Source organism: Leuconostoc pseudomesenteroides KCTC 3652 (genome assembly GCF_014634745.1).
In the GTDB taxonomy this organism is placed as follows: domain Bacteria; phylum Bacillota; class Bacilli; order Lactobacillales; family Lactobacillaceae; genus Leuconostoc; species Leuconostoc pseudomesenteroides.
The window spans coordinates 136590-163430 of sequence record NZ_BMBP01000003.1; the positions used below are offsets into that span (position 1 = coordinate 136590).

General features: G+C 39.5%; 23 protein-coding genes. 3 read left to right on the forward strand and 20 right to left on the reverse strand.

Annotation, left to right across the window (positions count from 1 at the left end; genetic code table 11):
* Positions 1 to 45: 45 nt before the first annotated feature.
* Complete coding sequence (locus IEU65_RS05195) at positions 46 to 774, reverse strand: GntR family transcriptional regulator (protein ID WP_010296092.1); 729 nt, start codon at positions 772 to 774, stop codon at positions 46 to 48.
* A gap of 75 nt (positions 775 to 849) precedes the next feature.
* Between IEU65_RS05195 and IEU65_RS05200 the strand changes: the two genes are divergently transcribed.
* Entirely contained in the window at positions 850 to 1350 is a 501-nt protein-coding gene (locus IEU65_RS05200; protein WP_010296095.1) for an aminoacyl-tRNA deacylase, read from the forward strand.
* Positions 1343 to 1891 carry a hypothetical protein gene (locus IEU65_RS05205; RefSeq protein WP_147651150.1) on the forward strand — a complete coding sequence of 183 codons (549 nt, stop codon included), beginning with the start codon at positions 1343 to 1345 and terminating at the stop codon, positions 1889 to 1891. The genes IEU65_RS05200 and IEU65_RS05205 overlap by 8 nt, the downstream gene beginning before the upstream one ends.
* Before the next feature lie 21 nt (positions 1892 to 1912).
* Here the strand turns inward: IEU65_RS05205 and dnaB are convergent, their stop codons facing one another.
* From dnaB to IEU65_RS05260, 11 genes are all read right to left on the reverse strand, one after another.
* Positions 1913 to 3376, reverse strand: coding sequence for a replicative DNA helicase (gene dnaB / locus IEU65_RS05210; protein WP_010296097.1), 1464 nt, complete (start codon positions 3374 to 3376; stop codon positions 1913 to 1915).
* Between the two features lies 1 nt (position 3377).
* On the reverse strand, positions 3378 to 3830 hold the full coding sequence (rplI, locus tag IEU65_RS05215) for a 50S ribosomal protein L9 (protein ID WP_010296101.1): 453 nt from the start codon (positions 3828 to 3830) through the stop codon (positions 3378 to 3380).
* Between the two features lie 10 nt (positions 3831 to 3840).
* Positions 3841 to 5868 carry a DHH family phosphoesterase gene (locus tag IEU65_RS05220; protein WP_010296104.1) on the reverse strand — a complete coding sequence of 676 codons (2028 nt, stop codon included), beginning with the start codon at positions 5866 to 5868 and terminating at the stop codon, positions 3841 to 3843.
* 127 nt (positions 5869 to 5995) lie between these two features.
* Positions 5996 to 6280, reverse strand: coding sequence for a 30S ribosomal protein S18 (rpsR, locus tag IEU65_RS05225; protein WP_139968539.1), 285 nt, complete (start codon positions 6278 to 6280; stop codon positions 5996 to 5998).
* Between the two features lie 32 nt (positions 6281 to 6312).
* A complete protein-coding gene (ssb, locus tag IEU65_RS05230) occupies positions 6313 to 6876 on the reverse strand; it encodes a single-stranded DNA-binding protein (RefSeq protein WP_139968538.1) in 564 nt (187 codons plus the stop codon).
* Positions 6877 to 6907: 31 nt separating this feature from the next.
* The gene (gene rpsF / locus IEU65_RS05235) at positions 6908 to 7204 is read right to left on the reverse strand and encodes a 30S ribosomal protein S6 (RefSeq protein ID WP_004911142.1); all 297 of its coding nucleotides are present in this window, start codon (positions 7202 to 7204) and stop codon (positions 6908 to 6910) included.
* A 179-nt stretch (positions 7205 to 7383) separates the two neighbouring features.
* The gene (gene pepV / locus IEU65_RS05240; RefSeq protein WP_010278729.1) at positions 7384 to 8829 is read right to left on the reverse strand and encodes a dipeptidase PepV; all 1446 of its coding nucleotides are present in this window, start codon (positions 8827 to 8829) and stop codon (positions 7384 to 7386) included.
* Positions 8811 to 9638, reverse strand: coding sequence for an energy-coupling factor transporter transmembrane component T family protein (locus tag IEU65_RS05245; RefSeq protein ID WP_010278733.1), 828 nt, complete (start codon positions 9636 to 9638; stop codon positions 8811 to 8813). The genes pepV and IEU65_RS05245 overlap by 19 nt, the downstream gene beginning before the upstream one ends.
* Position 9639: 1 nt before the next feature.
* A complete protein-coding gene (locus IEU65_RS05250; RefSeq protein WP_010278737.1) occupies positions 9640 to 11316 on the reverse strand; it encodes an ABC transporter ATP-binding protein in 1677 nt (558 codons plus the stop codon).
* A 37-nt stretch (positions 11317 to 11353) separates the two neighbouring features.
* Positions 11354 to 11917 carry an ECF-type riboflavin transporter substrate-binding protein gene (locus IEU65_RS05255; RefSeq protein ID WP_004911153.1) on the reverse strand — a complete coding sequence of 188 codons (564 nt, stop codon included), beginning with the start codon at positions 11915 to 11917 and terminating at the stop codon, positions 11354 to 11356.
* A gap of 26 nt (positions 11918 to 11943) precedes the next feature.
* Positions 11944 to 12807, reverse strand: a complete 864-nt coding sequence (locus IEU65_RS05260) for an SAM hydrolase/SAM-dependent halogenase family protein (protein ID WP_010278740.1) — start codon at positions 12805 to 12807, stop codon at positions 11944 to 11946.
* Between the two features lie 465 nt (positions 12808 to 13272).
* Between IEU65_RS05260 and IEU65_RS05265 the strand changes: the two genes are divergently transcribed.
* Complete coding sequence (locus tag IEU65_RS05265; RefSeq protein ID WP_010278742.1) at positions 13273 to 16875, forward strand: BspA family leucine-rich repeat surface protein; 3603 nt, start codon at positions 13273 to 13275, stop codon at positions 16873 to 16875.
* A gap of 273 nt (positions 16876 to 17148) precedes the next feature.
* Here the strand turns inward: IEU65_RS05265 and IEU65_RS10385 are convergent, their stop codons facing one another.
* From IEU65_RS10385 to IEU65_RS05305, 8 genes are all read right to left on the reverse strand, one after another.
* The gene (locus IEU65_RS10385; protein WP_228935023.1) at positions 17149 to 17430 is read right to left on the reverse strand and encodes a transposase; all 282 of its coding nucleotides are present in this window, start codon (positions 17428 to 17430) and stop codon (positions 17149 to 17151) included.
* A gap of 389 nt (positions 17431 to 17819) precedes the next feature.
* Positions 17820 to 18908, reverse strand: a complete 1089-nt coding sequence (locus tag IEU65_RS05275; protein ID WP_010278751.1) for a hypothetical protein — start codon at positions 18906 to 18908, stop codon at positions 17820 to 17822.
* On the reverse strand, positions 18905 to 19300 hold the full coding sequence (locus IEU65_RS05280) for a hypothetical protein (RefSeq protein ID WP_010278754.1): 396 nt from the start codon (positions 19298 to 19300) through the stop codon (positions 18905 to 18907). Before IEU65_RS05280 ends, IEU65_RS05275 begins: the two co-directional genes overlap by 4 nt.
* A gap of 239 nt (positions 19301 to 19539) precedes the next feature.
* Positions 19540 to 20409, reverse strand: a complete 870-nt coding sequence (locus IEU65_RS05285) for an Rgg/GadR/MutR family transcriptional regulator (protein WP_010278759.1) — start codon at positions 20407 to 20409, stop codon at positions 19540 to 19542.
* A 1301-nt stretch (positions 20410 to 21710) separates the two neighbouring features.
* Entirely contained in the window at positions 21711 to 23519 is a 1809-nt protein-coding gene (recQ, locus tag IEU65_RS05290) for a DNA helicase RecQ (RefSeq protein ID WP_031941008.1), read from the reverse strand.
* 26 nt (positions 23520 to 23545) lie between these two features.
* Positions 23546 to 23992, reverse strand: coding sequence for a hypothetical protein (locus IEU65_RS05295; protein WP_010278767.1), 447 nt, complete (start codon positions 23990 to 23992; stop codon positions 23546 to 23548).
* Positions 23993 to 24026: 34 nt separating this feature from the next.
* Positions 24027 to 25382 carry a Na+/H+ antiporter NhaC family protein gene (locus IEU65_RS05300; RefSeq protein WP_010278771.1) on the reverse strand — a complete coding sequence of 452 codons (1356 nt, stop codon included), beginning with the start codon at positions 25380 to 25382 and terminating at the stop codon, positions 24027 to 24029.
* A gap of 311 nt (positions 25383 to 25693) precedes the next feature.
* Positions 25694 to 26836: a trans-sulfuration enzyme family protein gene (locus IEU65_RS05305; protein ID WP_010278775.1), complete on the reverse strand. Its 1143-nt coding sequence runs from the start codon at positions 26834 to 26836 to the stop codon at positions 25694 to 25696.
* Positions 26837 to 26841 lie beyond the last annotated feature (5 nt).

Genomic DNA, 26841 nt, shown 5'->3' on the forward strand with positions numbered 1-26841 from the left:
TCCAATTGATTGAAATGCCATAAAAAAACTGCTAATCGCAGTATTTCATTCTGAGTCAAGGCTGACAAAGGCATTATAACGAAGATATTTATAGTGCAAACGCATTGTTGAAAATTCTAATGGCGTGCCGTCATCCATGAAAAAAATGCCTTCCATAATACCAACTGGTTCTTTTTCAGTGAGTTTTAACAGCTTTTGATCTTCTTTATTTGATGGTTCAGCCATAATTGTCATAAAGGACTTTGTGACCGAGCGATGTTTATTTTTTTCAATATATTCATACACTGAACCTGAAACAATATCACGATTTAAACCGGGTAAAACACTAATTGGCACATAGCCACGCTCAATCATAAATGGCACACCTTCTAAGCGACGCAATCGTTTTATTTCATAAACAAAATCACCCTCATTTAAGAAAAGCGCTTGCTGTTGTTCTGGTGTTGCCGGAATGACTTTGAAATCTATTAATTCGATTGCCGGTGCTTTGCCGTCGACACGAAAAGAATCAGAGACACCAAGATTTGATCCTTCATGCTGAAAAATAGCGTGGTTCTTCAAATATAATGGATTGACAAAGGTACCACTACCTCGTTTTTTGAAAATAACCCCTTGTTGAACAAGCACATTGAGTGCTCTTTTGATTGACGAACGGGAAACATTGTACTGTTCAGCTAGTGATCGCTCATCTGGTAATTTCAAATTAGCAAATTCGCCTTGATAAATTTTTTGTTTTAAGTCCGCTTGCACGGTCACATATATAGGTTCTGACATAATGTTAATAAGTATATCACATATTGGTCTGACCAGTCATTTCATTGGTTGTTCCAATTGTGGTAAAATATGAGCATGAGTAAAAAGAAAATGAAAAAAACATTGCCTGAACAGGTAATGGAGAAGCATAACATTCCATATGAAGCACTGTCTCTCAACATTCTTGACAAATCAGAAGCCGAACGTGATGCTATTTTGGAAACGTTTCACGTGAAACATGATGATATCTACAAGACGTTAGCCGCAGAAGGTGACAAAACTGGTCCAATTGTTGCTGTTCTCCCTATTACATCACATTTATCGTTAAAAAAATTAGCCGCTGCTTCCGGTAATAAAAAAGTTAGCATGTTGCCACTAAAAGTATTACAAAAAACAACCGGCTACATTCACGGCGCCAATAATCCTGTCGGTATTTGGCAAAACAAGCACTTTCCAATTTTCTTCGAACAAACTGCTCAAAAAGCACCATATATTTTGGTCAGTGGTGGTGAGTTAGGTCGCTCTGACAAAATTAATCCCGTAGATGTTGCATCGCTGGTTGGTGCCTCATTCGTAGATTTACTAGAAAATGACTGATTGGCTAAACACGGTGGGTGAGCAGCTACTTTTTTTCTTTATCCTGCCAATTACTGTTGTTTATTTAGTAGGCAGTCTCTCATCTTACTTAACGGATCAACTCAATCGGTGGCTAGGTTATGCCCTCACAGCTATTTTAAGTTTTTTTGGCGTCGTCATACACGAATTAAGCCACTTGACTGTCGCCTTGATTTTTCGACATCACATTGTCAGCTTTTGTCTCTGGCAAATCAGTGATGATGGCATATTAGGCTATGTTAATCGCGAATATAATCCCAAAAGCTACTATCAACGACTGGGTAATTTTTTTATTAGTTTAGCACCAATTCTCGGAATATGCCTAACTATTTGGTTCTTGTTATCTTTTGGCTGGGTTACTGGTTGGCACATTAGAAACATCATTATTATCTTCATTTTAGTCAGTCTGTTGTTAGGATTCCATCTTTCTCAGGCTGATTGGCAAAATTTTTGGCGAGGAACACCTTTCTATTTGGCTCTCATCCTTATCATTTCGACCGTTAAATATATATTTTTCCAATAAAAAAGCGCAGATGCGCTTTTTTTACCAACCAGAACTCATGTCTGGAACGCCAGCATTCATATCATCACGATACAATGGTGCCATGGCATTAAATTTGAAAGTTGGCTTATTAAACATCAATGTTGCAGTTCCTCGTGCACCAGCACGATTCTTTTCAAAAATTACTTCAATTGGTACTGCTTCTTGTTCTTCACGTGGATCCCCTTCGCCATCTTCACCGTCATCACGAGAATAATCATCACGATACAGAAAAGCAACAATATCAGCATCTTGTTCGATAGAACCTGAATCACGCAAGTCAGAAAGAATTGGACGTTTATCTGTACGTTGTTCCACGCCACGGCTCAACTGGGCAAGTGCTATGATGGGTGTGCTTAATTCTTTTGCTAATTTTTTAATCGATCTTGATACTTCAGAAACTGCTTGTTGACGGCTTTCGGTGTTATTTGACTCAATCAAGCCTAAATAATCAATGACAACAAGTCCGATTGGGTGTGGATTTTGCACACGTTCTTCCGGTGACATTTCATTCAACAAATCACGTTCAAGTTGATGCAATTTTGCACTAATTTGATTGATTTTAATACCTGCGGTATCGTCCATGTAGATTTGCATTTGTGCCAAAGATTGCATCGCCAATGTGAGTGCTTGCCAATCTTCTTGCGTCATTTGTCCCGTTGTCAAATGGTTAGAATCAATAGATCCTTCACCAGCTAATAACCGACCAACAATGTCTGTCGCACTCATTTCCATTTCAAAAATAACGACAGGTACTTGTTCATTTTTTGCCACATTACGCGCAATATTAAGTACAAACGCTGTTTTACCAACTGCTGGACGAGCACCAAAAACAATCATTTGATCATTACGAAAACCGTGTGTTATTTTATCCATTTCTGGAAATCCTGTGGATAAACCAACAACATCACTGTCATTTTTCACAGCCTCATCTAGATTAGCCTGATATTCGCGGATAACATCTTTAATTTTTCGAAAATCCTCACTACCTCTATTTTCGGCAATGGTATCGATACTACGCGATAATTGGTCTAGTAGATCTTCACTTGGTTCTGCTGCATCATAAGCTAACGACATGCTACGTGTTAACGTATCAATCATTTTGCGTAAAATTGCTTTCTCTCGGACGATATTAGCATAATGTTTTAAGTTGGCTGCAGAAGCCGTCGATTCAGATATTTCTGCCAAATAGGGCATGCCACCAACATTATCAAGTTGCTGCATGCTGTTCAATTTGTCCTGCAATGTCAACATATCAATGGGACGGTTATCCTCAATCAAGGATTGCATTGCCTTAAAAATGGTTTGGTTGGCTTGTCGATAGAAATCGTCCGGTGCCAAAATTGCACTTGCCTCAATCATGGCGTTCTCTGATTTGACATCAAAAAAGATGGCGCCAAGCACTGCTCGTTCAGCGTCAATATCTTGTGGCACCTGCCGATATTCATTTGATACCGGATTATCCATCTTAACCCTCGCTTACATGCACACGCAAGTTAGCTGTCACTTGACGATGAAGCTTAACAGGGACATTCGTATAGCCCAAAGCATGAATTGGTTGGTTGAGTACCATCTTACGTTTGTCAATCTTAATTTGATATTGCTTTTCCAGTCCGGCAGCAATTTGTTTGGTGGATATTGCACCAAATAAACGCCCATCAGCGCCTGACTTACCAGTCAATTCAACAACTGTTTTCTCGTCCTCAAAGAACTGAGCCAACTTTTGTGCTTCTGCTAACTCTTCCGCAGAGGCTTTTTCTTCTGCCTTTTGGCGGCCCTTAACTGCACCTAAATTCTTGCCCGTCGCCGGCTCAGCTTTTTTATTTTTTATCAAAAAATTATTGGCATAACCATCAGGAACATCCTTGACTTCACCTTTTTTACCGCGACCTTTAACATCTTCTAAAAATACAACTTTCATTTTTAAAACCTCATTCTTCTTTTTGTTCAGTCAATACGTCTAACAATTGTTGTTTCACTTCATCAGTCGTGACATCAGCAATTTGTGTGGCAGCATTAGATAAATGGCCACCACCACCGAGGGCCTCCATCACACGTTGAACATTACGCTCACCAGTTGAACGTGCGGAAATTCCAACACGACCATCTTGACGCTTAGTAATCACAAATGAAGCATCAACGCCGCTGATTTGCAACAGTTCGTCGGCTGCTTGAGCCGTAATTAGCCCCGAATAATTATTCTGGTTTTCACCGGTCACAATCGCATTACCATCCTGAATCTCTGCTAAGTTAATCAAGTGGGTTCGTGCTTTGAAATCCGTAAACTTTTCTTTCATAAACGACTGAATTAGATTACTATCCGCACCATTGGCACGCAAATAACTTGCTGCATCAAAAGTACGTGAACCGGTACGTAAAGTAAAGTTTTTTGTGTCAATCTGGATACCACCAAGCATTGCTGTGGCTTCAATTTTTGTAATTGGCGCATTTGACTGATCTTGGTACTGCAACAATTCAACCACTAACTCCGAAGTTGATGATGCGTATGGTTCAATATAAGACATTAACGGTTTATCTTTTAACCCTTGCTCAGCCAGACGGTGATGGTCAATAACAACGACACGATTTCCTAGTCGTGCCAATAATTGTGATGCACCCGATATATTAGTGTTAGCGTGATCAACCAAAACGAGTAACGTATTATCGCGTACTAATTTAAGCGCGCGCGTTTCATCAATAATGGAATCATTAATATTTGATCCGGGTGCTACAAAGTCAGCAGGACTTTTTCTAAGTTCGGCCAGTAATAATTTGATATCACTGTATACTTGCTTTTCATCTATCACGAGAAACGCCGGTTTGTTTTTGGTTTGGGCTAGTCGCCATACGCCTAATCCAGCACCGACTGAATCAAGATCTGGCATCGCATGACCCGCAATCATAATGTTATCAGCCTGTTCAATTAACTCAGATATGGTCTGCGAAACCATGCGCGCACGAACGCGAGTCCGCTTTTCCATAGGGTTGGTAGCACCACCATAAAAACGTGCTGCCGAATCCTCAGCCTTAACGACGACTTGATCGCCACCACGCCCCAACGCCAAGTCAAGATTAGTTTGCGCTAGTTTTGCCAGCTGATTAATATCTGGCGTGCCATAGGCAATACCAATTGATAAAGTGACCGGTAAGTTTTGTTGGGCTGTTGCTTCACGAATCGCCTTCAAAACACTGAACTTGTCAGCTTCCGCCTCTTCCAAGGCAGATTGATAACCAAACATCACGTAATGCACTGTGTTTAAGCGACGAATATAGATTTGATGATCTGCTGCCCAATCGGATAATGAGCGCGTGACAAATGTGCGTAACGTTGAGGTCTCTGATTCACTCATCCCCTCAGTTACTTCCTCATAATTATCCACCGATACCAAACCGCTGAACAATTGATGATCCTCATATTGTTTAGCAATGGCAGCATATTCACTGATGTCCATTAAATAAATAACCCGTAAATTTTGTTGAACAAATAATGAAAACTGTCGCTCTTGCCAAGTAATGGTGTTCGTGTCAGACGAATCAGCATAATTGTTAATTTCCTGCGCAAGCGTACTATCAAGTTCTGATAATTCCAAACCTAGCACATCTCTTTTGTCCAAATAAGACTGCATATAGGGGTTAATCCAGTCAATTTTTTGGTCTTGGTTCAGTAATATAATACCAATTGGCATACGAATCAAAGCTTCTTGTTCACTACGGGCAATACGATAACCTAATCCTGATAAGTATTCTTGCGCGTTTTCGCTAACCTCTTTGAACGCTTGCCCACTGAAGACAAGTCCAATCACAACTACCACCAACCAAATTAAACCAAATATCCAGTTAATGATTACCGCAAAAACAACACTCATCACACTCGCCACTAATAGCAGCAAGGCAACCGTGCCTAATTTTGTATTCTGGAAAAAAATAGGTAAATTTTTAAAATTAAAAAATCGTTTCACGCGTTACTCCTCGTAACTTTCATATCTACTATTTTACCACAGGGTGGCCTGTGGTTAAAATGAGATAATCTCGTCAAAAATACAACAAAAAAAAGCCCAAGAATCACTTCTTGGGTTTTAAGCTGAATTAGTCTTCCGTAACGAAAGGCAACAAAGCCATGATACGAGCACGCTTGATAGCAGTTGTTACCTTGCGTTGGTTCTTGGCAGAAGTACCAGTTACACGACGTGGCAAAATCTTACCACGTTCTGAAATGAAACGCTCCAACAATTCAGTGTTCTTGTAGTCGACGTATTCGATGTGATTAGCAGCGATAAAATCAACCTTACGACGACGACGTGGGCCGCCTTGTGGACGACGTGAACGTTGTGGACGTTCAGAGTTTTGTGGACGTGAGTTTTGTTCTGACATAATAAAGCTCCTTTCTTAGTGTTTAATTTAATTTAAAATGGTAAATCATCATCTGATATATCAATTTCAGTGTTGCCACTAGCCGCAAATGGGTTAGGTGCATCTTTTTCAGCGGCTGCTGACTTGTTAGCTGAACCTTGGTTCGCACTAGCAAAAGGATCAACACCACTAAACGAATTATCATTACCGCCAAATGAATGATCATTTGAACCATTATTATAGCCACCCGCATTGCTATTTGAAGAGCCGTTTTGTGCACGACGCTTTTCACTTTCAGCACGGGATTCTAGTAATGAGAAATTATCCGCAACAACTTCGGTCACGTAAACACGTTGACCTGCATTGTTTTCATAATTTCTTGTTTGCAAACGACCTTCAATCGCAACAAGTGCGCCTTTTCCAGTGAAGTTAGCAAAATTTTCAGCTGCTTTACGCCAAATAACTGCGTTAATAAAGTCAGCTTCGCGTTCACCACTTGCGTTAGTGAACTGACGGTTAACCGCCAAGCTAAACGTGCCGACAGCTACACCCGATTGGGTATAACGTAATTCCACATCGCGGGTCAATCGCCCAATCAATACTACTCGATTAATCATTTAAAAGCTCCTTTCCCAGTGGAAATTCAGATTACTCTGCGTCGCGCTTAACAATCATGTGACGTAAGATATCTTGTGAGATCTTAGCCAAACGATCAAATTCATTAGTAGCAGCATCGCCTTCAGCTGTAAAGTTGATAATGTGGTAAGTACCTTCACGGTAACCAGCAATTTCGTAAGCAAAGCGGCGTGTTGCCCAATCTGCTGACTTTTGAATTGTTGCACCGTTGTTTGTCAAAATGCCGTCAAAACGCTCAACAAGCGTCTTTTTTGCATCCGCATCCAAGTCAGGGCGAACAATATAAGTCAATTCGTATGATGTAGCCATTGTATTTCCTCCTTTTGGTCTCTGGCAGCCTTAGCTGCAAGGAGTGCACGCATAATTTTATGCATTCACAGGTATTAATGATACTACATATCGCCTATTATTATCAAGTGTTTCGCAAAATTATTTCCACAGGTAACTTATTTTACGTTTTGTACTCAATTTTTACTCATACCTCAATTTCATCGAGAAATTTCATATAACGCATGGGCAAAAATCGCTTGAGTCTTGGGAATATTGTCAATCAGAACATACTCATTAGGTTGATGACTAATGACAGGAACATCGGGAAATTGACCACCAAAAGCGACACCGCGCTTGAGCAAACGTGCATAAGAACCGCCATTAGAAATTTTGTATTGTTTGGCTGTGTGTGTATGTTCGGCGTAAACATTTTCTAGTGTTGTCACAATTGGATCGTTCAAATCGACCATGTGTGGTTGATTACCAAAAGACTCTTGCTTAAATGTTTTGCCGATCAAATCACCCATGTGTCGCTGCACCTGTGTTAAAATTGCCGTCTCAGTAATACCCATCGGATATCTGAAATTGATCCTGATTTCTGATTCAGCGTTTTCATTAAACGTCATCTGCCCAATGTTTAATGTCAAATCACCCATAATGTCATCGTGATACACTAGCCCCAACTTCTCACCAAAGACATTTTGGTGGTTAGCAATCCCTAAAAATTCCAGAAATGCGTGGGCTTGCTGGTTGAAACCATAATTAACCAAAAAATGGGCCAAGTACGTACCAGCATTCAATCCAGTTTCTGGATAAGCGCCATGCGCTGATTTTCCGTATAACGTTAGTAAGATATGCCCATCATCATATTGACCAACACCAGAAATTATTGGGGTGTCATTCAAATAACGTTCGTAGGCGCCCAAAAAACCATTGATATCAACATGACTTGGTAGCTCGATATCAGCTGTTGCCATGCCTGGTACGACATTATCACGTTCACCAGCATGAAAGTGATGCAATTGCCATGCGCTAGTGGTGACACCTTGAAATTTGATCGCCAAAGTCAGCACACCCTTTTCACCTGGTACGACTGGAAACGCCCCGTCGGGTGAAAATCCTAATGTCGGCTCCCCCACTTCCGTTAAGTAAGCCTGCATGTCACGCCAATCTGACTCTTCATCACTACCGAAAATCAATCTAATCTTTCGTTTTGGTTGAAATCCCATATCTTTGAGCTGTTTGACTGCATAATAGGCAGCTAATAGGTCGGCTTTCATATCGTGAGAACCACGCCCGTACAATCGATTGCCCTCAATTTTGGGACTAAATGGCAATGTTACCGTCCACGCATCCCCTGCGGGTACAACATCAACATGCGACAATACCCCAACAGTTTCCGACGCGTCTTCCGGACCATAGTCAACAACAACAATCATGTTATCAGCTACTCGATTGAATTTGAACCCGTCACGCTGCGCTATATCACTAATAAATTTAAGTGCCATATCAATGCCTGTGCCAAACGGGCGTTGGATATTAGCTGTTGTTGGATCAAGCACTGATGGAATAGCCAAAAATTGAAGCAAATCAGCCATTAAAGCTGGTTGATATTGTTGGGCATTTTCTTGCCACTGTGATGAAGTTAATTGAATGGATTCCACAAGCGCCCCCCATTTTGAAATACTAACAAAATACCAATCGCGACGATGATTAATGTACCAATTATCATGCCAAAGTCACGACCAGAAAATTTTTGATCTTGGTACCATGTACGTTTATTATAGCGACCAAAGCGTCGCAATTCCATTGCCTGACTAATTGTATCAATGCGATCTAAACTAGAAAAAACTAACGGCAAAATAATTTGCACGGCACCTTTCATACGTTTTGTTAAGGATGCTTTTTTAGAAATTTCATAGCCACGCGCCTGTTGCGCCAAACTAATTGTGTGGTAATCGCTTTGAACATCTGGGATATAGCGAAGCGTCAGGGCAACTGCATAAGACACTTTGTACGGCACCCCAATTTTGTTTAAGCCAGAGGCAAACTCACTTGGATTAGTCGTAAATAACAATACAATTGATAATGGAAATGAAAAAACATACTTTAATAGTAGATTTAATTCATAAAACAACTGCTCTTGTGTGATTGTCCAATAACCACTACCAAATAACACGTGTTTTGAACCATACAATTCTGCACCGTATTGTGGCGCTAAAACTGTAATCATAATTAAATTAAGGACCCCAATAAAAATCACTAATTTCAACAATAAGGCATATTCGCGATATTGAATGTGCGAAATTTTAATCAGTATAAAAGATAAAATAACCAGTGCCACCAGAAAACGCGTATCATAAGAAACCATACCAACTGTTGTCAACGCCAAAAAGCCAACTAGCTTAGCTGTGCCAGTTGTTTGGTTCATCCATGTGTCACGCGCTTTATATCCAAATAACGAATTGTTCATATTACTTCCTTATCGCAGCATTGAGTTTTTCCGGTTGCTTAATCGCCAAACGTTTCGCCAAACGATAGACACTCGTTGTCCGCAAGCTTGCTGCTGTGACCAGTTCTTCGTCAGCCAATAATTCAGCCGGTGTCGTATCTGCCAGTAACTGGCCGTCAACAATGACCAACACACGCTGGACAAAATTTGCCAGCAAATGCATGTCATGCGTGATGATAATTATTGTAGTCTGCTGTTGGGTGTTGATTTTCTGCAAGAAAGTCAATAATTGAACCGTATGCGTCGCATCTTGACCAGCTGTTGGTTCGTCCAAAATTAAAATTTCTGGTTGTAAGACCAAGACAGCAGCAATCGTCAATCGCTTCTTCTGACCAAAACTAAGTGCGGAAATTGGCCAGTGGCGCATGCCATCTAAATCAACTAACTTGAGCATATCACGCACACGTTTTTCAATGGTGTCAGTATCCACTTGGCGTAATATCAAACCACTGGCGACTTCATCATAAACTGTTGATTTCGTAATCATGTGGTTGGGATTTTGCAACACGTAGCCAATGTGGTCGGCGCGTTCTTTAATTGATTGTCTTAAGACAGACTCGCCATGCAATAAAACATCACCACTACTTGGTTGTAAAAATCCTGTTAGTAAATGTGATAACGTCGTTTTACCAGAACCATTTTTACCGACAATGCCGAGAATTTCACCGGTGTGGATTGTCGTTGACAACGCGTTGAACAATTGTTGTCCCGCACTGTAACCAAATGAAACATTTTGGATGATGAGTTGCGGATCGGCAAGTTTAGCTGGTATTACAGATTGACCAATAGCTGCGATTTGGTCGCGATATGGCGTCACATCAATTTGATTCAAATCAGACACATGTGGCAAATTGGTAATCGCCACACCAGCTTGGCGCAATAATTGCACATAAAGCGGCTCATCTAGCCCATTATCCAGTAATACGCCAGCTTGTACGATCTCGTCTGGTGTGCCATTCGCAACAATTTTACCGTCAGACATTACAATCACACGGTCAATATCTGCCCCCAACACTTCTTCAATGCGATGCTCAATAATGACTACCGTCAAATCACGTTCAGCCTGCAATTCAGCAATCATTTTCATAGCAGCATGTCCAGCAGCTGGGTCCAAACTCGCCAAAGGTTCGTCAAATAGTAACAACTTCCCGTCGTCAATTAACACACCAGCCATTGCAGTGCGTTGCTTTTGCCCACCTGATAAATCTTGTGGTGCCAAATTCAGGCGCTCACCTAAACCAAAACGTTGCGCCCACTTTGCAACTTTTTGTTTGATACTGTTCACCGGTTGTGTATCATTTTCCAATGCAAAAGCGATATCTTCAGCCACAGTCATGCCAACAAACTGCGCATCTGCATCCTGTAATACAGTTCCAGCTTGTAACGAAAGTTCAAATAGGGATTGATCCAAAATATTTTTGCCATTTAATAATAATTGACCAGTCACATCTCCCTGATAAGCTTGAGGAATCAAGCCATTAAGCAACCGTAACAATGTGGTTTTACCAGAGCCTGAGGCACCAGCAATCAAAACCTTTTCACCCGGATAAATCTGAAAACTCACGTCATGTAAGGTTGGTTCGGCTTGTGCATTGTATTTAAATGTGACATGTTGAAAATCAATTATCGGTTCCGGCATGATGACTCCTATGTACGCGACAATTGCCGCATGAGAACTATTCGCTACGCAACGAACTCTTTTTGGGACGTGACTTTACATAAGCCACAATTAAGATTGAGCCAATGATTGCCACTGACAAAATATTCACAATTGCTGCCACAATGCCTTGCAAAAAGACCTTGTTAGCTGGCTGCTTATAAATTAAAATATCGCCAATTGGCGCAATCACTACCCATGACACAACGTTGGCAACAATCTGCCAAACGTTGAATTGAATCAGCTTTTTAGCCGTTAAATCCCCACCTTGCAAATCTAAAAAGCGCTTGCTCAAACCAAGCAGTAGACCAAAAACGCCATCTGCCAACACCCATGACCACCAAGGCGCACCATAAGTGGCGTCAGTCAACGTATGCCCGATAATCCCTACTAAAAAGCCAACTACTGGTCCAAATAACCCAGCAATCAAAGCCAACCAACCTTCAGCCACGTTAACATTGGTGTTAGGAACACCTGTTGGAATCGCAATATACTTCATCAAAATAAAGAAAACTGCTGCACCGATTCCAGTTGCGACTACTGCCCGTACAGATAGTCCTGATTTTTTGCGTTGTTCACTCATCGTTTTTCTCCTAATTATTCTGTCATCTATTGTGCTTCTTTGGTAAGTACGACCGCCCAATTTTGACCAGCACCAACGTGATACGTCTGCTCAAAACTACCAGTGTGGACGCCAAAAGCAACTGTATACACCGAGTCAATATAAATCAATGGTTCTCCTGGATTAACATCTGTAAAGGTATGCACATAAGGCAAGACCTCATCAAACAAAACATGATCATGATGCGTTATTTGAACACGCAAAGTATCGCCATATACCAAGTTCAGCTTCTCAAACTCACTGATAGGAATGTTTGACCATAATGATCCGAAGTTAACATCAGTAATATCAATGTTACCAACAAGTTGTGGCTGTCCGTACTGCGTTTCTTGATAACGCCCCGGTGTAATTGGCAAACGAACTAAATCATCTACTGACACACTCTGACGATAATCCTCAAATCGTGTCTGCCCACTAGCTAATTTGGCCCCATTGAAAGCATAAATATCGCGCCCATGGAACGTCGCTGATTTTTCTGATCCCGGCAACCGCTGCGTTGTTTCGTCAATCACACGGGCACTTTCAATCAAGCCGTTAGTTAGTAAATGAGACAAGGTACCATTATCTGGTGTCACAATATAATGCCCTGTTGTTGTCTTAGCAATAATCGATAACCGATTGGACCCCACGCCGGGATCAACTACCGAAACAAATACCGTACCAGCTTGCCAATAGCGAAATGTCTGGAACAGCCGAAAGGATCCTTCAAATATATTAAAAGGCGTGATCCCATGGGTTAAGTCACTAACGACAATGTTATCAGCCACGCCGTAGGCAACGCCACGCATTGAGCTTACCGCACCATCTTGCAGGCCAAAGTCAGTCTGTAAAACGAGATGTCTACTAATCATTATACTTCTTCTTTCTTTTTTTAGTCGTTAAAAATGAAAAGTCCCTGTTAATCCTAAGATTAACAGGGACGTCAAAACGTGGTACCACCCAAATTCAGCACAATGTGCACTCATCACGATAACGGCGTTCAGCCGGACACACAGCTTGCACCATGCGACATCATCCACGTTCATCTTCAATAAATTGCGTCATACCGGCTTTCACTATCCCGACTCGCTATATTGCCACGCCTCATCTACTCTTCGCTTCATTGATTTATTAACTTATCATTATTTTAAGACAAATCTTATTTATTGTCAATAATTTTGTTAGTATCGACACTTTTATAAGTAAAATAACATTATCATGTTGATTATATAGACATATATTTGTCTCAAATTATCACACTTTCTTCAAGAAATTGTCACGTGGTCTTCCACCCCCCCTAGTAGAATGAGGATCTAGGCTACTAATGGAGAAAAATCATGCGTTTGAACAAGCAATTCTACTTACCAATATTAATTACCTTATTAACCGTCACAGGTCCAGTACAGGCCGTGACAGCTGCCGAAGTGATGACAGCTGATGACGTCAAAACAGATACAAAGCTACGTCTACCAAATGACGGTCGCTCTGACTTGCAAGAATTGATTCAGCGCGTCGTTACTGGTGATACGGGTGACGGTCAGCCAACAGAGCCGGAACCTGATGAACCCGAGACACCTGAAGTAGCTCAAGCGGAACAGCCAGAAGAAACAGACCCACCAGTTGAACAACCAACGGTGGCGAAAGCGGATAGCAAACCAGCTTCGTCTGCAAAGGCACCACGAGGAATAACGACAAACACGAACGGCACTAGTACTTGGACATTTGATTCGGATACTGGTTTGTTGGTTTTTGGGGCGGGGCAATTAGCACAGAGAATTGATCAGAATTTGGTAGCCGCTGATTTGGTGGCCACTCAAGTCAAGAAAATTCAATTTGAAGCTAATGTCACAGTAGACCCCAATGTGACTTATTTATTCGCTAATCTAGGGCAACTCAGTGAATTTATTGATTTACAAAATTTTGATACGAGTAATGTCACTTCAATGGCTTATTGGTTTTACAATAGTAAAGGCCTGACTAATCCTGATTTTAGTTTGTTGAATACCAGTAATGTGACGAATATGTCTTATATGTTTTATGGTACTCTCGCGACCAGTTTAGACTTGAGTGCGTGGAACGTCGATAAAGTAACAACGTTTGCCTATATGTTTTCTGGCGCGACGGCTTTGACCACTTTGAATTTATCAAGTTGGGGTGCGCATCGAACAGCAACAAATGTCAATATGAGTTATATGCTTGATGCCACGAGTGCTTTAACTAACTTAGTTTTGACAAACTTCAAAACAACGAATGTCATCAATATGTCTGTGATGTTTCGTTCGACTGGTTTGACTAATTTAGATTTAAGTGATTGGGACGTCACTAAAGTAACAAATTTTAGTAATATGTTTACGGGTGTAATGTCCAAGTTGGAAACACTTAATCTATCTGGCTGGGGACTCAATAGGACAGCAACAGACGTCAATATGAGTTACATGTTTTCCAACAATGGTGGTTTGACAAACTTAAATCTAACTAATTTTAAAACTACCAATGTCACTACTATGGCTTATATGTTTCAACTCTCAGCCCTGACTAGCTTAGACCTTAGTGATTGGGATGTTACAAAAGTTACATCATTTAATTACATGTTTCAAAGTGCTACCAAATTAACGACGCTACATTTATCAAATTGGGGTGTTAATCGAACAGCAAGAAATGTCAGTATGGACTATATGTTTGACGCTACTAGTGCTCTCACAAGTTTAACACTCGCAAATTTTAAAACCACTAACGTCATTAGTATGAACTATATGTTTCGTGGTATCGTCTTAACCAACTTGGCACTTAGTGATTGGGACGTCACACAGGTCACAATGTTTTCTCATATGTTTACGAATGCATCAAAGTTAACAGACTTGGATCTATCAAATTGGGGTGCTAATCGTACCGCATCGACTGTTGGCATGTCTTACATGTTTTCTGGTACATCTGCCTTGACCAACTTAACACTAACGAATTTTCAAACAACCAATGTCACTAATATGTCATACATGTTCCAATATACTGGCTTAACTGAATTGGATTTACACACTTGGAACGTCGCCAAAGTCACAACGTTTGCTAACATGTTCCAAAAGGCAAAGATCACGGCTTTGAACTTATCAAGTTGGCGAAATAATGATTCATCTGTCACTACAAGTATGGCCTACATGTTTGATGGTACCAGTACGTTAACCACTTTAAACCTAAGCAATTTTAAGACTGCTAGCGTCACTAATATGTCTTACACATTTCGAGCAACTGGATTAACTGAATTAGATTTAAGCAACTGGGATGTCAATAAAGTTACATCTTTTACTTATATGTTTTATGGGGCAGATAAATTAATAACTTTAGATGTATCTAATTGGGGTGATAATCGATCAGCTGCTTCGGTTGTAATGGATTATATGTTTGCCTACACCAGTGCGTTAACCAGTTTAAACCTGACCAACTTTAAAACTGATAATGTGACGACCATGGCTTATATGTTTAGTGCAACTGCTTTGACGACGCTTGATCTTCACAGTTGGAATGTTGATACAGTGCTGACGTTTCAAGGAATGTTCCTAAGTGCCAAATTTACCACCTTGGATCTATCTAATTGGGGTGAGAACCGTAGTGCTAATAACGTTATTATGAGCAGTATGTTTCAAAACACGCCCAATCTTAAAAACTTGACGTTGACAAACTTCAAAACAACCAACGTTATCAATATGACGCAAATGTTTTATGTCACCAGCTTAGAAAAACTTGATTTACACAATTGGGACGTCAATCAAGTCACGTCGTTTCAGGTTATGTTTTATGATGCTTCACAACTAACTGATTTGGACTTGTCAGGCTGGGGATCCGAAAGAAGTGCAACCGATGTCAAAATGAACGGCATGTTCAATAGGACTTCTAAACTAAATAATCTGACTTTAGTAGATTTTAAAACAACTAACGTCATTGATATGGCAGAAATGTTTTCAAACACTCACTTAACGGATCTGAATATCAATAAATGGGACGTCAGCCAAGTCACTACGTTTAGGCACATGTTTTATAATGCTGGTCAATTGACAAATCTGAATCTTTCAGGTTGGGGACAGGAGAGAAATGCTACAAATGTATCCATGGAAAGTATGTTTCAAAATACTGCAAGTTTAAAATCAGTAAATTTTGCTAATTTTAATACAAGCAATGTGTCAACTATGAAAAACATGTTTGCATACAGTGGTGTAGTAACTTTGGATTTAAGTAGTTGGCAAACAAACTCATTGCAATCTTGTGAAACGATGTTTAGTAACACTAACCACCTTTGGAAAATAACACTGGGTAAAAATACTATGTTCCTCGCTGACCCTTCATTCCGCGTAGCACCAGCCACCAAAACTATTTTTAGTGATAACGGACAAAACTACAAAACAACTGCCGCAAGCTGGCAGGAAGTGGGATCCGGAACTGTTCACAATCCTAAGGGGACACTTGTATCAACTACTGATATGTGGAATAGTGAAGCCACTCGTCCTGTCACCTACGTCTGGGCGCAAGCACCGACAATTGATGCTGCGTCAAACATTGTTTTTGGTACACTAAATGCGAGCGACTTTGGTGGCGGAAAGTTACCGATAGCAACTAATATGTCAACAGGAAAGCTTGATCTCATCAACTTAGAAGCAGCTATCACCTATGACATCACAGTTGCGCAAACTAGCGACTGGGAGGCAAATGGCACAACTGACAAGATAACGCGTCATGATCTCAAACTCATGTATGGCGATGATGAGTTATCGGATCATGCAACCACTTTTTGGCAAGGTCAATCAGAAAACAGCCAGAAAAGTGTTAGTTTGAACCACAATCCTGATAAAAGTTTCCGTCTTTCACTCAATCCAGCAACGATCATTAAGTCCTCATTATTGGATAAACAACTGCAATCAACGCTTACTTGGTCATTCAATGACACGCCATGATACAACCTTAGTGACGTTACTACCGTTTGTTTTTCTCGGTTCGTTGAGCCACTAAGGCTTTTAATTTTTTGTACGCGTTGCCTACCACAATAAGATCGCCACTTTCATCTTGAGTTGATAATTCTCTTGCCTTAAGTCAGCGAGTTCTTGTTGTTCTGGTGTGAGTGGATGAATGCGTTTGCGTCCCATAGTCGGTTGTCTGCCTTTCGGTTTAGGTTTTAACCCATTGCCGTACCTACTTAGTAACCGAATTTGCGGTAGGTGCTCAACCAATTAGCGACTGTTTGTACTAGGGAAGAGCACAAAATGACGTGACACCTCAGAATATGAGTGTCTTGAAAGATAATCATTAATGACCTGCATTTTGAATTCAGGCGTATAGGTTTTGTAGCTTGCCGAACCAATGGAACCTGTAATTTGATGCTTGTTACACCATTCGCGGATTATGTGATCACTACCGATGCCATATTTTGGGATTAATTCAGTGGAACTCTTAGCACCCGAGATCCATGTTTTAACAATCATGATTTTTAATTCATTTGAATATTTAGACATAAAAAACCAATAACTTTCTGAACAGATTTTTATTCTGTCCAAGTTATCGGGTTCACTTCAGTCGGGACGCTTTTTCTGTAATTGTCATTTGTAAATTTCTTTGTTAGAAATTTGTCTACCTCTCACACTACTCACAGCATACCTTTTCTAACTTGTGAAATTTGTCCTCCATGAGACCTTTATGAGACAGTGTTTGATTGACAAGTGACAAATAAAAAGAGCTGGTGTTCCTACGCACTAGCCCACCTCTTTACCAGATAATTTGTCTTGAATAAGGTATATTTCATTGCTACTCATAATATCCGGCATAATCTCGACATAGTCCACGAGTGGCAACAATTCATTTAGATTCTTAGAATGAATCGCTGGTCTATAACTAAATCCAATTTTCATAACTTTTCCTTTTGACTTTTAATAACTAATATAATCATTGACACCATATTTACTAATAATAAATAAATCCCAATGTTTGGTACTATAATGCTCAAAATAGCCAACACAAATAAAACAGTGTTACTATTCACTGATAAAAGTTGAATTAAACTTTTAAGGTCAAAGATAGTATTTTTCTTAAAAAATTGGCTTCTGAGATGAACACTTATGCTTAAACTAGTTGGTACAATAAAAGCTAAACAAAATGTTTGAACAATTGCACTCTGATTTATAAAGCCAATAATCATAATGAGCGATTGAACAACAAATAAAATCAAAATAATCACAGTTGGTACCTTAATTAGCCAACGCATTAATATCAAAGTTAAAACACCAGGTAGTACGAAAGCTATAACCGTTAAATGAACATACTGATGTTGTAAACTCACTGCTACAATCGGAACCCATACTGAGGTATTAGCAGTCAAAATTCCTAGTACAAAAACCGTAAATATATCCTCAATTTTGCCAATCGAAATAGTAAGTGATTTATGGCTATCAACCTTAGAAAATCTATTTACTAGAATCAAAGACACGGCAAAAACAATCATAATCAGGATAATCAAAGACGGAATAAATTGAGCGTTTAAAATACCGCCAATACCAAAACCAATTAGTGTAGCAAATGTTTTTAAGTTAGCTAATTTCATGAAGCCAATTTCAAATTGACTCTGTTGTATAATAATACTTTTTGAAATATCCAATACTAGTAAAGAGGTTGACAATGTTACTATGGCATAACTGAAACATTTTATGAATATGCTATTAGGAAAACATAAAAACAAAATCAAGCCAAACTCACCTAAATAAATATAGTCCTGTAGCTTTAGTCCAACTAACATCTTTTTTTTTCGATTTGTATCTATAAAAATAAAAATTGCTACTAAAGATTCAATTCCCAAAATCAATAATTTTAGCTGATTTGAAAAATAGGACAATATCATCATTGTAAAGGCTGAATACATAGTGCTATCTATTAAAATAAGCATGAGGTAGTAGCCAGATAATAAACGAATTTCATTTTTTTGGAAGCGACCAATTTTCATAAATCATTACTCCAAATATAATTAATATTAAACTGTTGATAAATCTGTTCGTCCGTTACTTTGCCTTTTATTTTGTATTGCGTTATTTGAGCCCCTCGCCTAATAAACAAAACAGATGTTGCATTAGAAGATGATATGATGCCATGCTTATCTGGTAATTCATGTTGTGCTGCATAGGCTAAAACACTTTGGTAATAAATCGAACCTTTCAGTACCTTTAAAGTGTCTCGAAAAAAAAACATATCATATTGTGCATTCCGTTTAAAAAAAATTTCAAATAGAGAAGCCCATTGGATATCTATTAACCCCGTTAATTCTGGTATCATATCAAGCATTGTAAATTTAAATTTGTTTTCTGTTTTCCAAACTTCCTGTGTGTAATTTTGTAACATTAAAGTGACCTCCTTGCGAGCATTAAAAAAACGAAACAATTGTTTCGAATTTTCTAGAAGTGTTCAAATTTTATTCAAAATCATAGCAAGTATCTAACTTACGCGATGACTCAACCTTCAAAACAGCAACTTCCTCAAACTTAATTTCTTGTGACATAATCAAATGCCTCCTTAATTTTTAATATTATCAGTATAATCCTAACAAAACTAAGCTAATTAAATGTTGAATATATTCAACATTACTTTTTATGATGCACTTGTATAAATTGATCTAATTGGTCTTGATGGTAAGCAGCCATTCGAACGAAACCAATTTCTCTGAGTAAAGCTATTTGTTGTTGAACAACGTGTATACCACGACTTCTTTCTCTTGAATCCATAATATACAACATTCCTAATAATAATTTTCTTTTAATAGTTAAGTAAGCTTCACCATCTGGAATATCAAACTTTAATAACACTTGATACCAGTGGTTGCCAAACTTCAAGTCATTATTGTCAATAGCCAGTACAATTCGATTTTCTAATGACTTAATGATGGCAACCTGTATTGCTTTGTCCAAATCATTGTATTTTGTCACAATGATAGACAAATAATAATCAATTATATTTATCGGCAATATATGTATGACACGGCTAAACAATTGATATTCATAACAACGCCATTCACCAACATCAAACAAGTAATTTACAATGTACTGCACATTAGCAGGGCTAACAGATGGATTTTGATTGATATTTATCAGCGATGAAATAAGTATAAAATTCACTTTATAAATTTTATTATGCGTTTGTTGCCAATGAATTTTCTGCGATAGTTGCATTTCTTTAAGAGATTCAAAATTACGACTGTGAAACAATGTCCCCACCCTGGTTAAAAACATTTCCAAATTATTTTCATTCTGCGTAATTTCCTCTGAAAATTCTGACAAAGTTAAACCAATATTATGTAAAATCTGAATCAATTTAGTTAAAGAAATGTCAGTTTGTCCATTTTCAAATTTTGAAATGAAGGATCTATCTACTGCTTTTCCAGCCGCCTCTGTAATCGTGAGCCCTCGATTCTTTCTAATTTCTTGAAAAATTTCTCCAACATATCGTTTTGTCATGTACTTATTCCCTCCGTTCATTTTAATTTTAAAAAGAACTGCTGACGCTTATTTTACTTTAAATTATCACATAAATCTCTGATGTGAACGTTAATTAGTTTAATATTTTATCTAAGTACCCAATTTTCAGAAATTAACATCATACATTTAGCAATGTGCTAATATTTTATTCAGCTGTTCGGTTTAATTAGTAACCAAGAAAATAGTCCGAATTATTTACTTATGAACAACGCTATCGCTAAAAAACCTAGATCTGCTAGGTTTTTTACAGTGTTTTAAGATTTAACGTCGTGAAAGGTGGTGAATATTCTTAACACAATTAATTAATGAAGTACAACTTTTCAACGCTGCATTATGGCAAATTTTTGTTGCCATAACGTTAATTTAGTTGCAAAAGTATTTCGACGAACGTCAATACTACACATACCTCGCCCTGACAGGTTGGGATGTTTGTGTAAAATAAAAGCTCGTCGCCTGCCAGCGATGAGCTCGAAAAAATTGGAATTCCCAAACTTATTAGTTAATGTAACTGTAGTACATCGTAATAGCCACGCTTTGCGCGACTATTAGCCTTTGTGATATAACAAAGCTTTTACGTACCTAAGATAATTATTAATTTAACCTATTACCATCAACCACCCCTCCCTAATTTGCAAACCTTTAGCACAAATAAATACTTATTGCACAAAAAGTTAACAGAGAAAAACCAGATGAGGGAGTTCATCTGGTTTAAGAGATATTCAGAGAGAATATGAAATTAATTTGGGAGAGTATGGTCATATACCTGACCACACCTATACTATAATCCTATTAGATTAAATCAAAATCAAATTGTATCAATTATTGATTGAATCTAGTCCAATTCATGCCAACAATTTTTTCAATATGAGCGTGACTTGATAGAAATTATTAACGCCAAAAAAATAAAAAAACAAATGACAATCTTTCTGATCGTCATTTGTTTTTTAGTCTCCTCAATTCACCAAAAAGACTTCAACAAAATGGCTCGGATGCAACTGAAAATATGCATCACTTAGCCTATTTTGATTTGATCATCACCTAGAAGGCATTGGTGCAAAATTTAGTCGCAGTGAACTTTATTATTTCGTTTTACATTTTTTCGTTGAAAATATGGCCCTCAACGCGACCAACGCCAACCTAAATTATAGCAATCTCACACCAACAATGAATGCTTTGATTCTTAAACAACTTCTAACTATCGTCAACTCACCAATGAGTTTTTTAGTTAATTGTATTTTGTTCAACGATTGGGATCCACATCACCCAGCTCTCACAACATTTTAACTAACAACATAATCATTAATCACAGCGGCAAAATCATCATGGTAAATATCAAACTTTTTTTCACCAACACCAGAAATGGCCAAAAATGCTTCGTTTGTTTGTGGCCGATTTTGAGCCATGGCCATGAGTGTTTTATCGGAGAAAATTAAGAACGGTGGAATGCCGGCCTCACGCGCCAATGCTAAGCGCTTTTCTTTCAACTGAGCGAACAAGCGATTATCATCATCTGACAATTTCAAGCCCTCTTGCGTCGCTGATTGACGAAGAATGCGAACCTTTTCCAATCGTTTGGTAACATTTCCCTGACCTTTAAGGACATCGGCGCCCAGTTTAGTGACCTTTAACACCGGATATTCTGCTCCTTCAAAACGCAAGTAGCCGTCAGCCGTCAAATAATCAATAAACTGAGTTAAATCTTTCAAAGTGCGCTCTTTCATCAAACCAAATGTGGGTAAGTCACGCAAATACTCGTACTTTTTCACACTTGCATCATTAGAACCTTTCAACACTTTGGCAACCATTGTTTTGCCAAAGCGCTGATTCATGCGCATAACGTTAGCTAAGACCTTTTGTGCATCTACCGTCACATCAACTAATTCTCGCTCATCTAAACAGTTCGAACACCGACCACAGTCTTGTGTTACTGTCTCACCAAAATATTGCAACAAATAGCGTGGAAGACACGTTTGGGTATTCGCATACGCATTCATTTCACGAATTTTATCGTATTCATTTTGCTTGTAGGCTTCGGAACCTTCTGATTTTTGCACGAAAAATTCTTGCAGATGGATATCCTGAGGTGCATACAGCAAAATTGCTTCAGCTGGCAAGCCGTCACGACCGGCGCGGCCAATTTCTTGGTAGTATGCTTCAATATTGCCCGGTACTGAATAATGAATGACGTAGCGCACATTCGGCTTGTTAATGCCCATTCCAAAAGCATTCGTTGCCACAATGACTGGGCTTTCGTCATAGAGAAAAGCTTCCTGTTGCTTTTGTCTTTCCTTTTCTGACAAGCCCGCATGATAACGAGCAGCATGAATCCCAATTTTATTCAGATAGGCTGTCAACTCGTCGACTTGTTTGCGTGTTGCCGCATAAATAATCCCAGTCTGGTCAGCGTTTTCACGCAGATATTTAGCAATATAATCACGTTTATCTTGGTTTCGGACTATTTTCAACGCCAAATTATCCCGCGCAAATCCAGTAAGTACAGTGTCATCGTCACTAACGCCCAAAAGCTCTTGTAAATTTTCACGGACACGTTCAGTCGCTGTGGCCGTCAAACCAAGAATTGCTGGATTACCGGGAATTTCGGACAATAAAGGCAAGATGTTGAGGTAACTTGGTCTAAAGTCGTGTCCCCATTGCGACAAAACGTGCGCTTCATCAATGGCAATTAAGTCCACCGGTAACTGTTGCACAAAGCTAAAAAAGCTTTTTACTTCAAGGCGTTCAGGCGCAACATACAACATTTTATAAACACCATGACGTAGATCCGACATGCGTTGGGCTTGTTCCTGACCATCGACTGTTGAGTTCAAAAAAGTTGCTGGGATCCCTAATGTATTTAAACCGTCAACTTGATCCTTCATTAAGGAAATGAGTGGTGAAATTACTAACGTCAATCCTTCAAACATCATGGCTGGCAGCTGATAGGTGATGGATTTACCACCACCGGTTGGCATGATGGCCAAGGCGTGCTTGTGCGCTAATACCTTGTTAATGACTGACAATTGTCCCGTTCTGAACTGGTCATATCCAAAAGTTTCTTTTAAAATTGTTTCCGGCGTTTGATTCTGCATACTTTCCATTATAGCATGTGCTACCATCACTGATTTTTACTGGGATTAAGCTGGAATTTGATTGGTGAAACACGCCTAAATAGCCAATTCATCACAGCCAGCACAGCAGAAATCACAACCAACCACCAGAATGTTTGTGCTTGAAAATCAATCACTTGTAGAACGATAAAGCCAATCGTAAACCAACCAAAATAAGCGGCCATCAGATTACCACCAATTCGTAACACAATATCAATCAACGTTTCTTGTCCATCTTGCGCAAATTTGTGGTGCAGCCAATCAAAAAAAAGCATAATGAAGACAAAACTAATGAGATCCATGGCCACAAACTTGGCAATTGTTGGATAATCTTGTGCCCGCACAAAGTGGCTGTGATGGGCAATGTTAATCCCATAGGTCATCATAATATCTGACCCGACAATGAATAACAACCAACTAATTGGCTTAGTGCGCACCATATCTCGAATTAACATTTTATACCCCCATCAAACAGTTACCGCAATTATATCATTTTTCAAGTTGCTTCAAACCAATTCCTGTCACAGCCGAAAGCAATGACATAACGGGTGAAAATAGCGCAAAGAACGTGAATGGCGCAAAAGCAAGCACTGATACACCAAGTGTTTGCGCTGCAAAAGCGCCGGCAACGCCCCACGGCACCAAATAATTCATTACAGTACCACTATCTTCAATCGTACGACCTAACGCTAGCGCTGATAAGCCAACACGCTTAAAACTATCTTTGAATAATTGCCCCGGCAAAATGGTTGCGAGATACTGCTCACCAACTAAAAAGTTCGCCGCAATCCCTGTTAACAATGTCGCCACAATCATCGCACGTTGTGTTTTTAAATAGACAACCACTGGTGCCATGACACGCGACAAAATTCCTAAGCCACTGAGCAAACCACCAAAAGCCAAGGCAAGCATTATCATCATCACTGTTGGCATCATAGCAGACATGCCACCACGATTCATCAAAGCCATCAAAGTAGCGTTATGGCTACTTGTTTTGAAGCCATTAATCAATAAATCAGCCCAAGCCGTCAAACTATGTTGCGTTACAAAAGCGATACTTGAAATCAAAATATTGATCATCAAAGCCGGAATCGCCGGTATTTTTCGCCAGGCTGTGATGACTAACAAGCCAAGCGGTACAATAGCCCACCAAGTAGGCGCTAGTAGTGGTAATAAACGGCTAATTTTAGCGGTCGCATCCCCACTTGTTTGATGCCCAAATCCCAATATAATAGTCATCACAAGTGACAAAATCAACGCAGGTAAGGTTGTCCACATCAAGTTTTTAATATGTGCAAACAGATCTGTTTCAGAAATCGCGCTAGCTAGATTAGTAGAATCTGATAGGGGCGAACTTTTATCACCAAAAATTGCCCCAGATAATACTGTTCCAGCAATTAAAGCGGGATCAAATCCCATCAACGTTCCCACACCCATTAGTGCAACCCCAACCGTCGATAATGTCGTAAAAGCACTACCAATCAAGGTACCAACAATTGCTGTTGATAATAAAGCTGTGGGCAAAAATAGTTGTGGACTGAGTAATTTAAAGCCAACCCAAATCATCGTTGGAATCACACCAGTTGCTAACCACAGTGCAATTAACGAGCCGATCAATAAGAACAAAAATAACGGTGCAATACCAGATGACACACCGCTTAACAATGCTTTTTGACTGGCTTGCCAGCTCACGCCAAAACACCGTGCAACAACAATAATGAGCCCAATTACCAACATTAACGGCGCAATCGGAGATAATCCGAATCCAATCACACCCACTGCTAAAATTGCGACCGCCACAAGCAGCAGCGTCACAGAAATTTTAGTCTTCAATTTTGTAACCATAGTATTCTCTCCATTTTATGTCAAATAAAAAACGTCCCTGCCGTCACAATGACAAAGGGACGAATTGACATTTCATTAAGAATCCGTGGTACCACCCAGCTTATGCGTCATAAAACGCATCACTTTGGCATTTGTTAACATGGTGCTGCCACGCTTAAATGGATAGCTGTACTTCAGATTATGACACCTGTGCAGTTTTCACCAACCACTGCTTCTCTTCACGCCGAGTGTCGTCTTACTTATTTGTGCTAATTTCAAGTAAATCTAGTGTAACTGATTCAATTACTTTTTTCAAGTGGTACTTTTAAAGTTCAAAGCTGTGCCAAACCTTGTTGAAAATCCGCAATTAGATCTTGGCTGTCTTCGATACCAACTGAAATGCGGATCAGTTCATCAGTGATGCCGTGTTCATGACGTATGTCAGCCGGAATAGACGCATGTGTCATCACCGCAGGCACTTCTACCAAGCTTTCTACACCGCCAAGACTTTCAGCCAATGTAAAAATTTTGAGACTTTCCACAAATTTTTTGACATCTAATCCTGCCTGTAATTCGACTGAAATCATCCCACCAAAACCACCATGCATTTGTTTTTGCGCAATCGCATATTGCGCCGATGACGCGTCACCCGGATAATAGATTTTGGCCACTTGAGATTGCGTCTGCAACCAGTTGAACAAAGCTTGCGCATTATCATTGTGTGCTCGCATACGCAGGGCAAATGTTTTGAGACTACGCAAGACTAAATAACTATCTGACGCACCCAAAGTTGCCCCAATTGACATTTGTAAATGTTTGATTTCAGCTGAATGTCGATCGTCATTTGTCACTACAAAGCCACTCAAGACGTCCGAATGACCACCGATATATTTGGTCCCAGAATGCACGACAAAGTCTGCACCAAGGTCAAGGGGTACTTGATTATAGGGCGTCGCAAATGTGTTATCGACTGCCAAAGTGGCCTGATGATTATGAGCAATTAATGACAACGCTTGGATATCGGCTAACTTCAACAAAGGATTCGTGGGTGTTTCCAAAAAAATCATCTTCGTATTCGCTGTAAACGCGCTAGTGACTGCTGGTAAATCAGCCATGTCAACCTGATCATACGTAATACCTAAGCGCGCTAATATCGAATTAACTAACCGAAAAGTACCACCATAGACATCATCAGCCAATAAGATATGATCGCCTGCTGACAAGGTGCTCATTACTGCATGAATCGCACTCATACCAGATGAAAAAGCAAAACCAGCAGTGCCATGTTCCAAACTAGCAATTAATTCTTCCAAAGAGGCGCGCGTTGGGTTTTCTGACCGTGTGTATTCCCACTTCGCGCCACCTCCTAATTCTGTCTGCTTGAACGTTGTCGTTTGATAAATAGGCATATTAACAGCACCTGTTTGTGGATCAACTTGATGCCCGCCATGAATTACCTGCGTTCTAATATTCATATTTT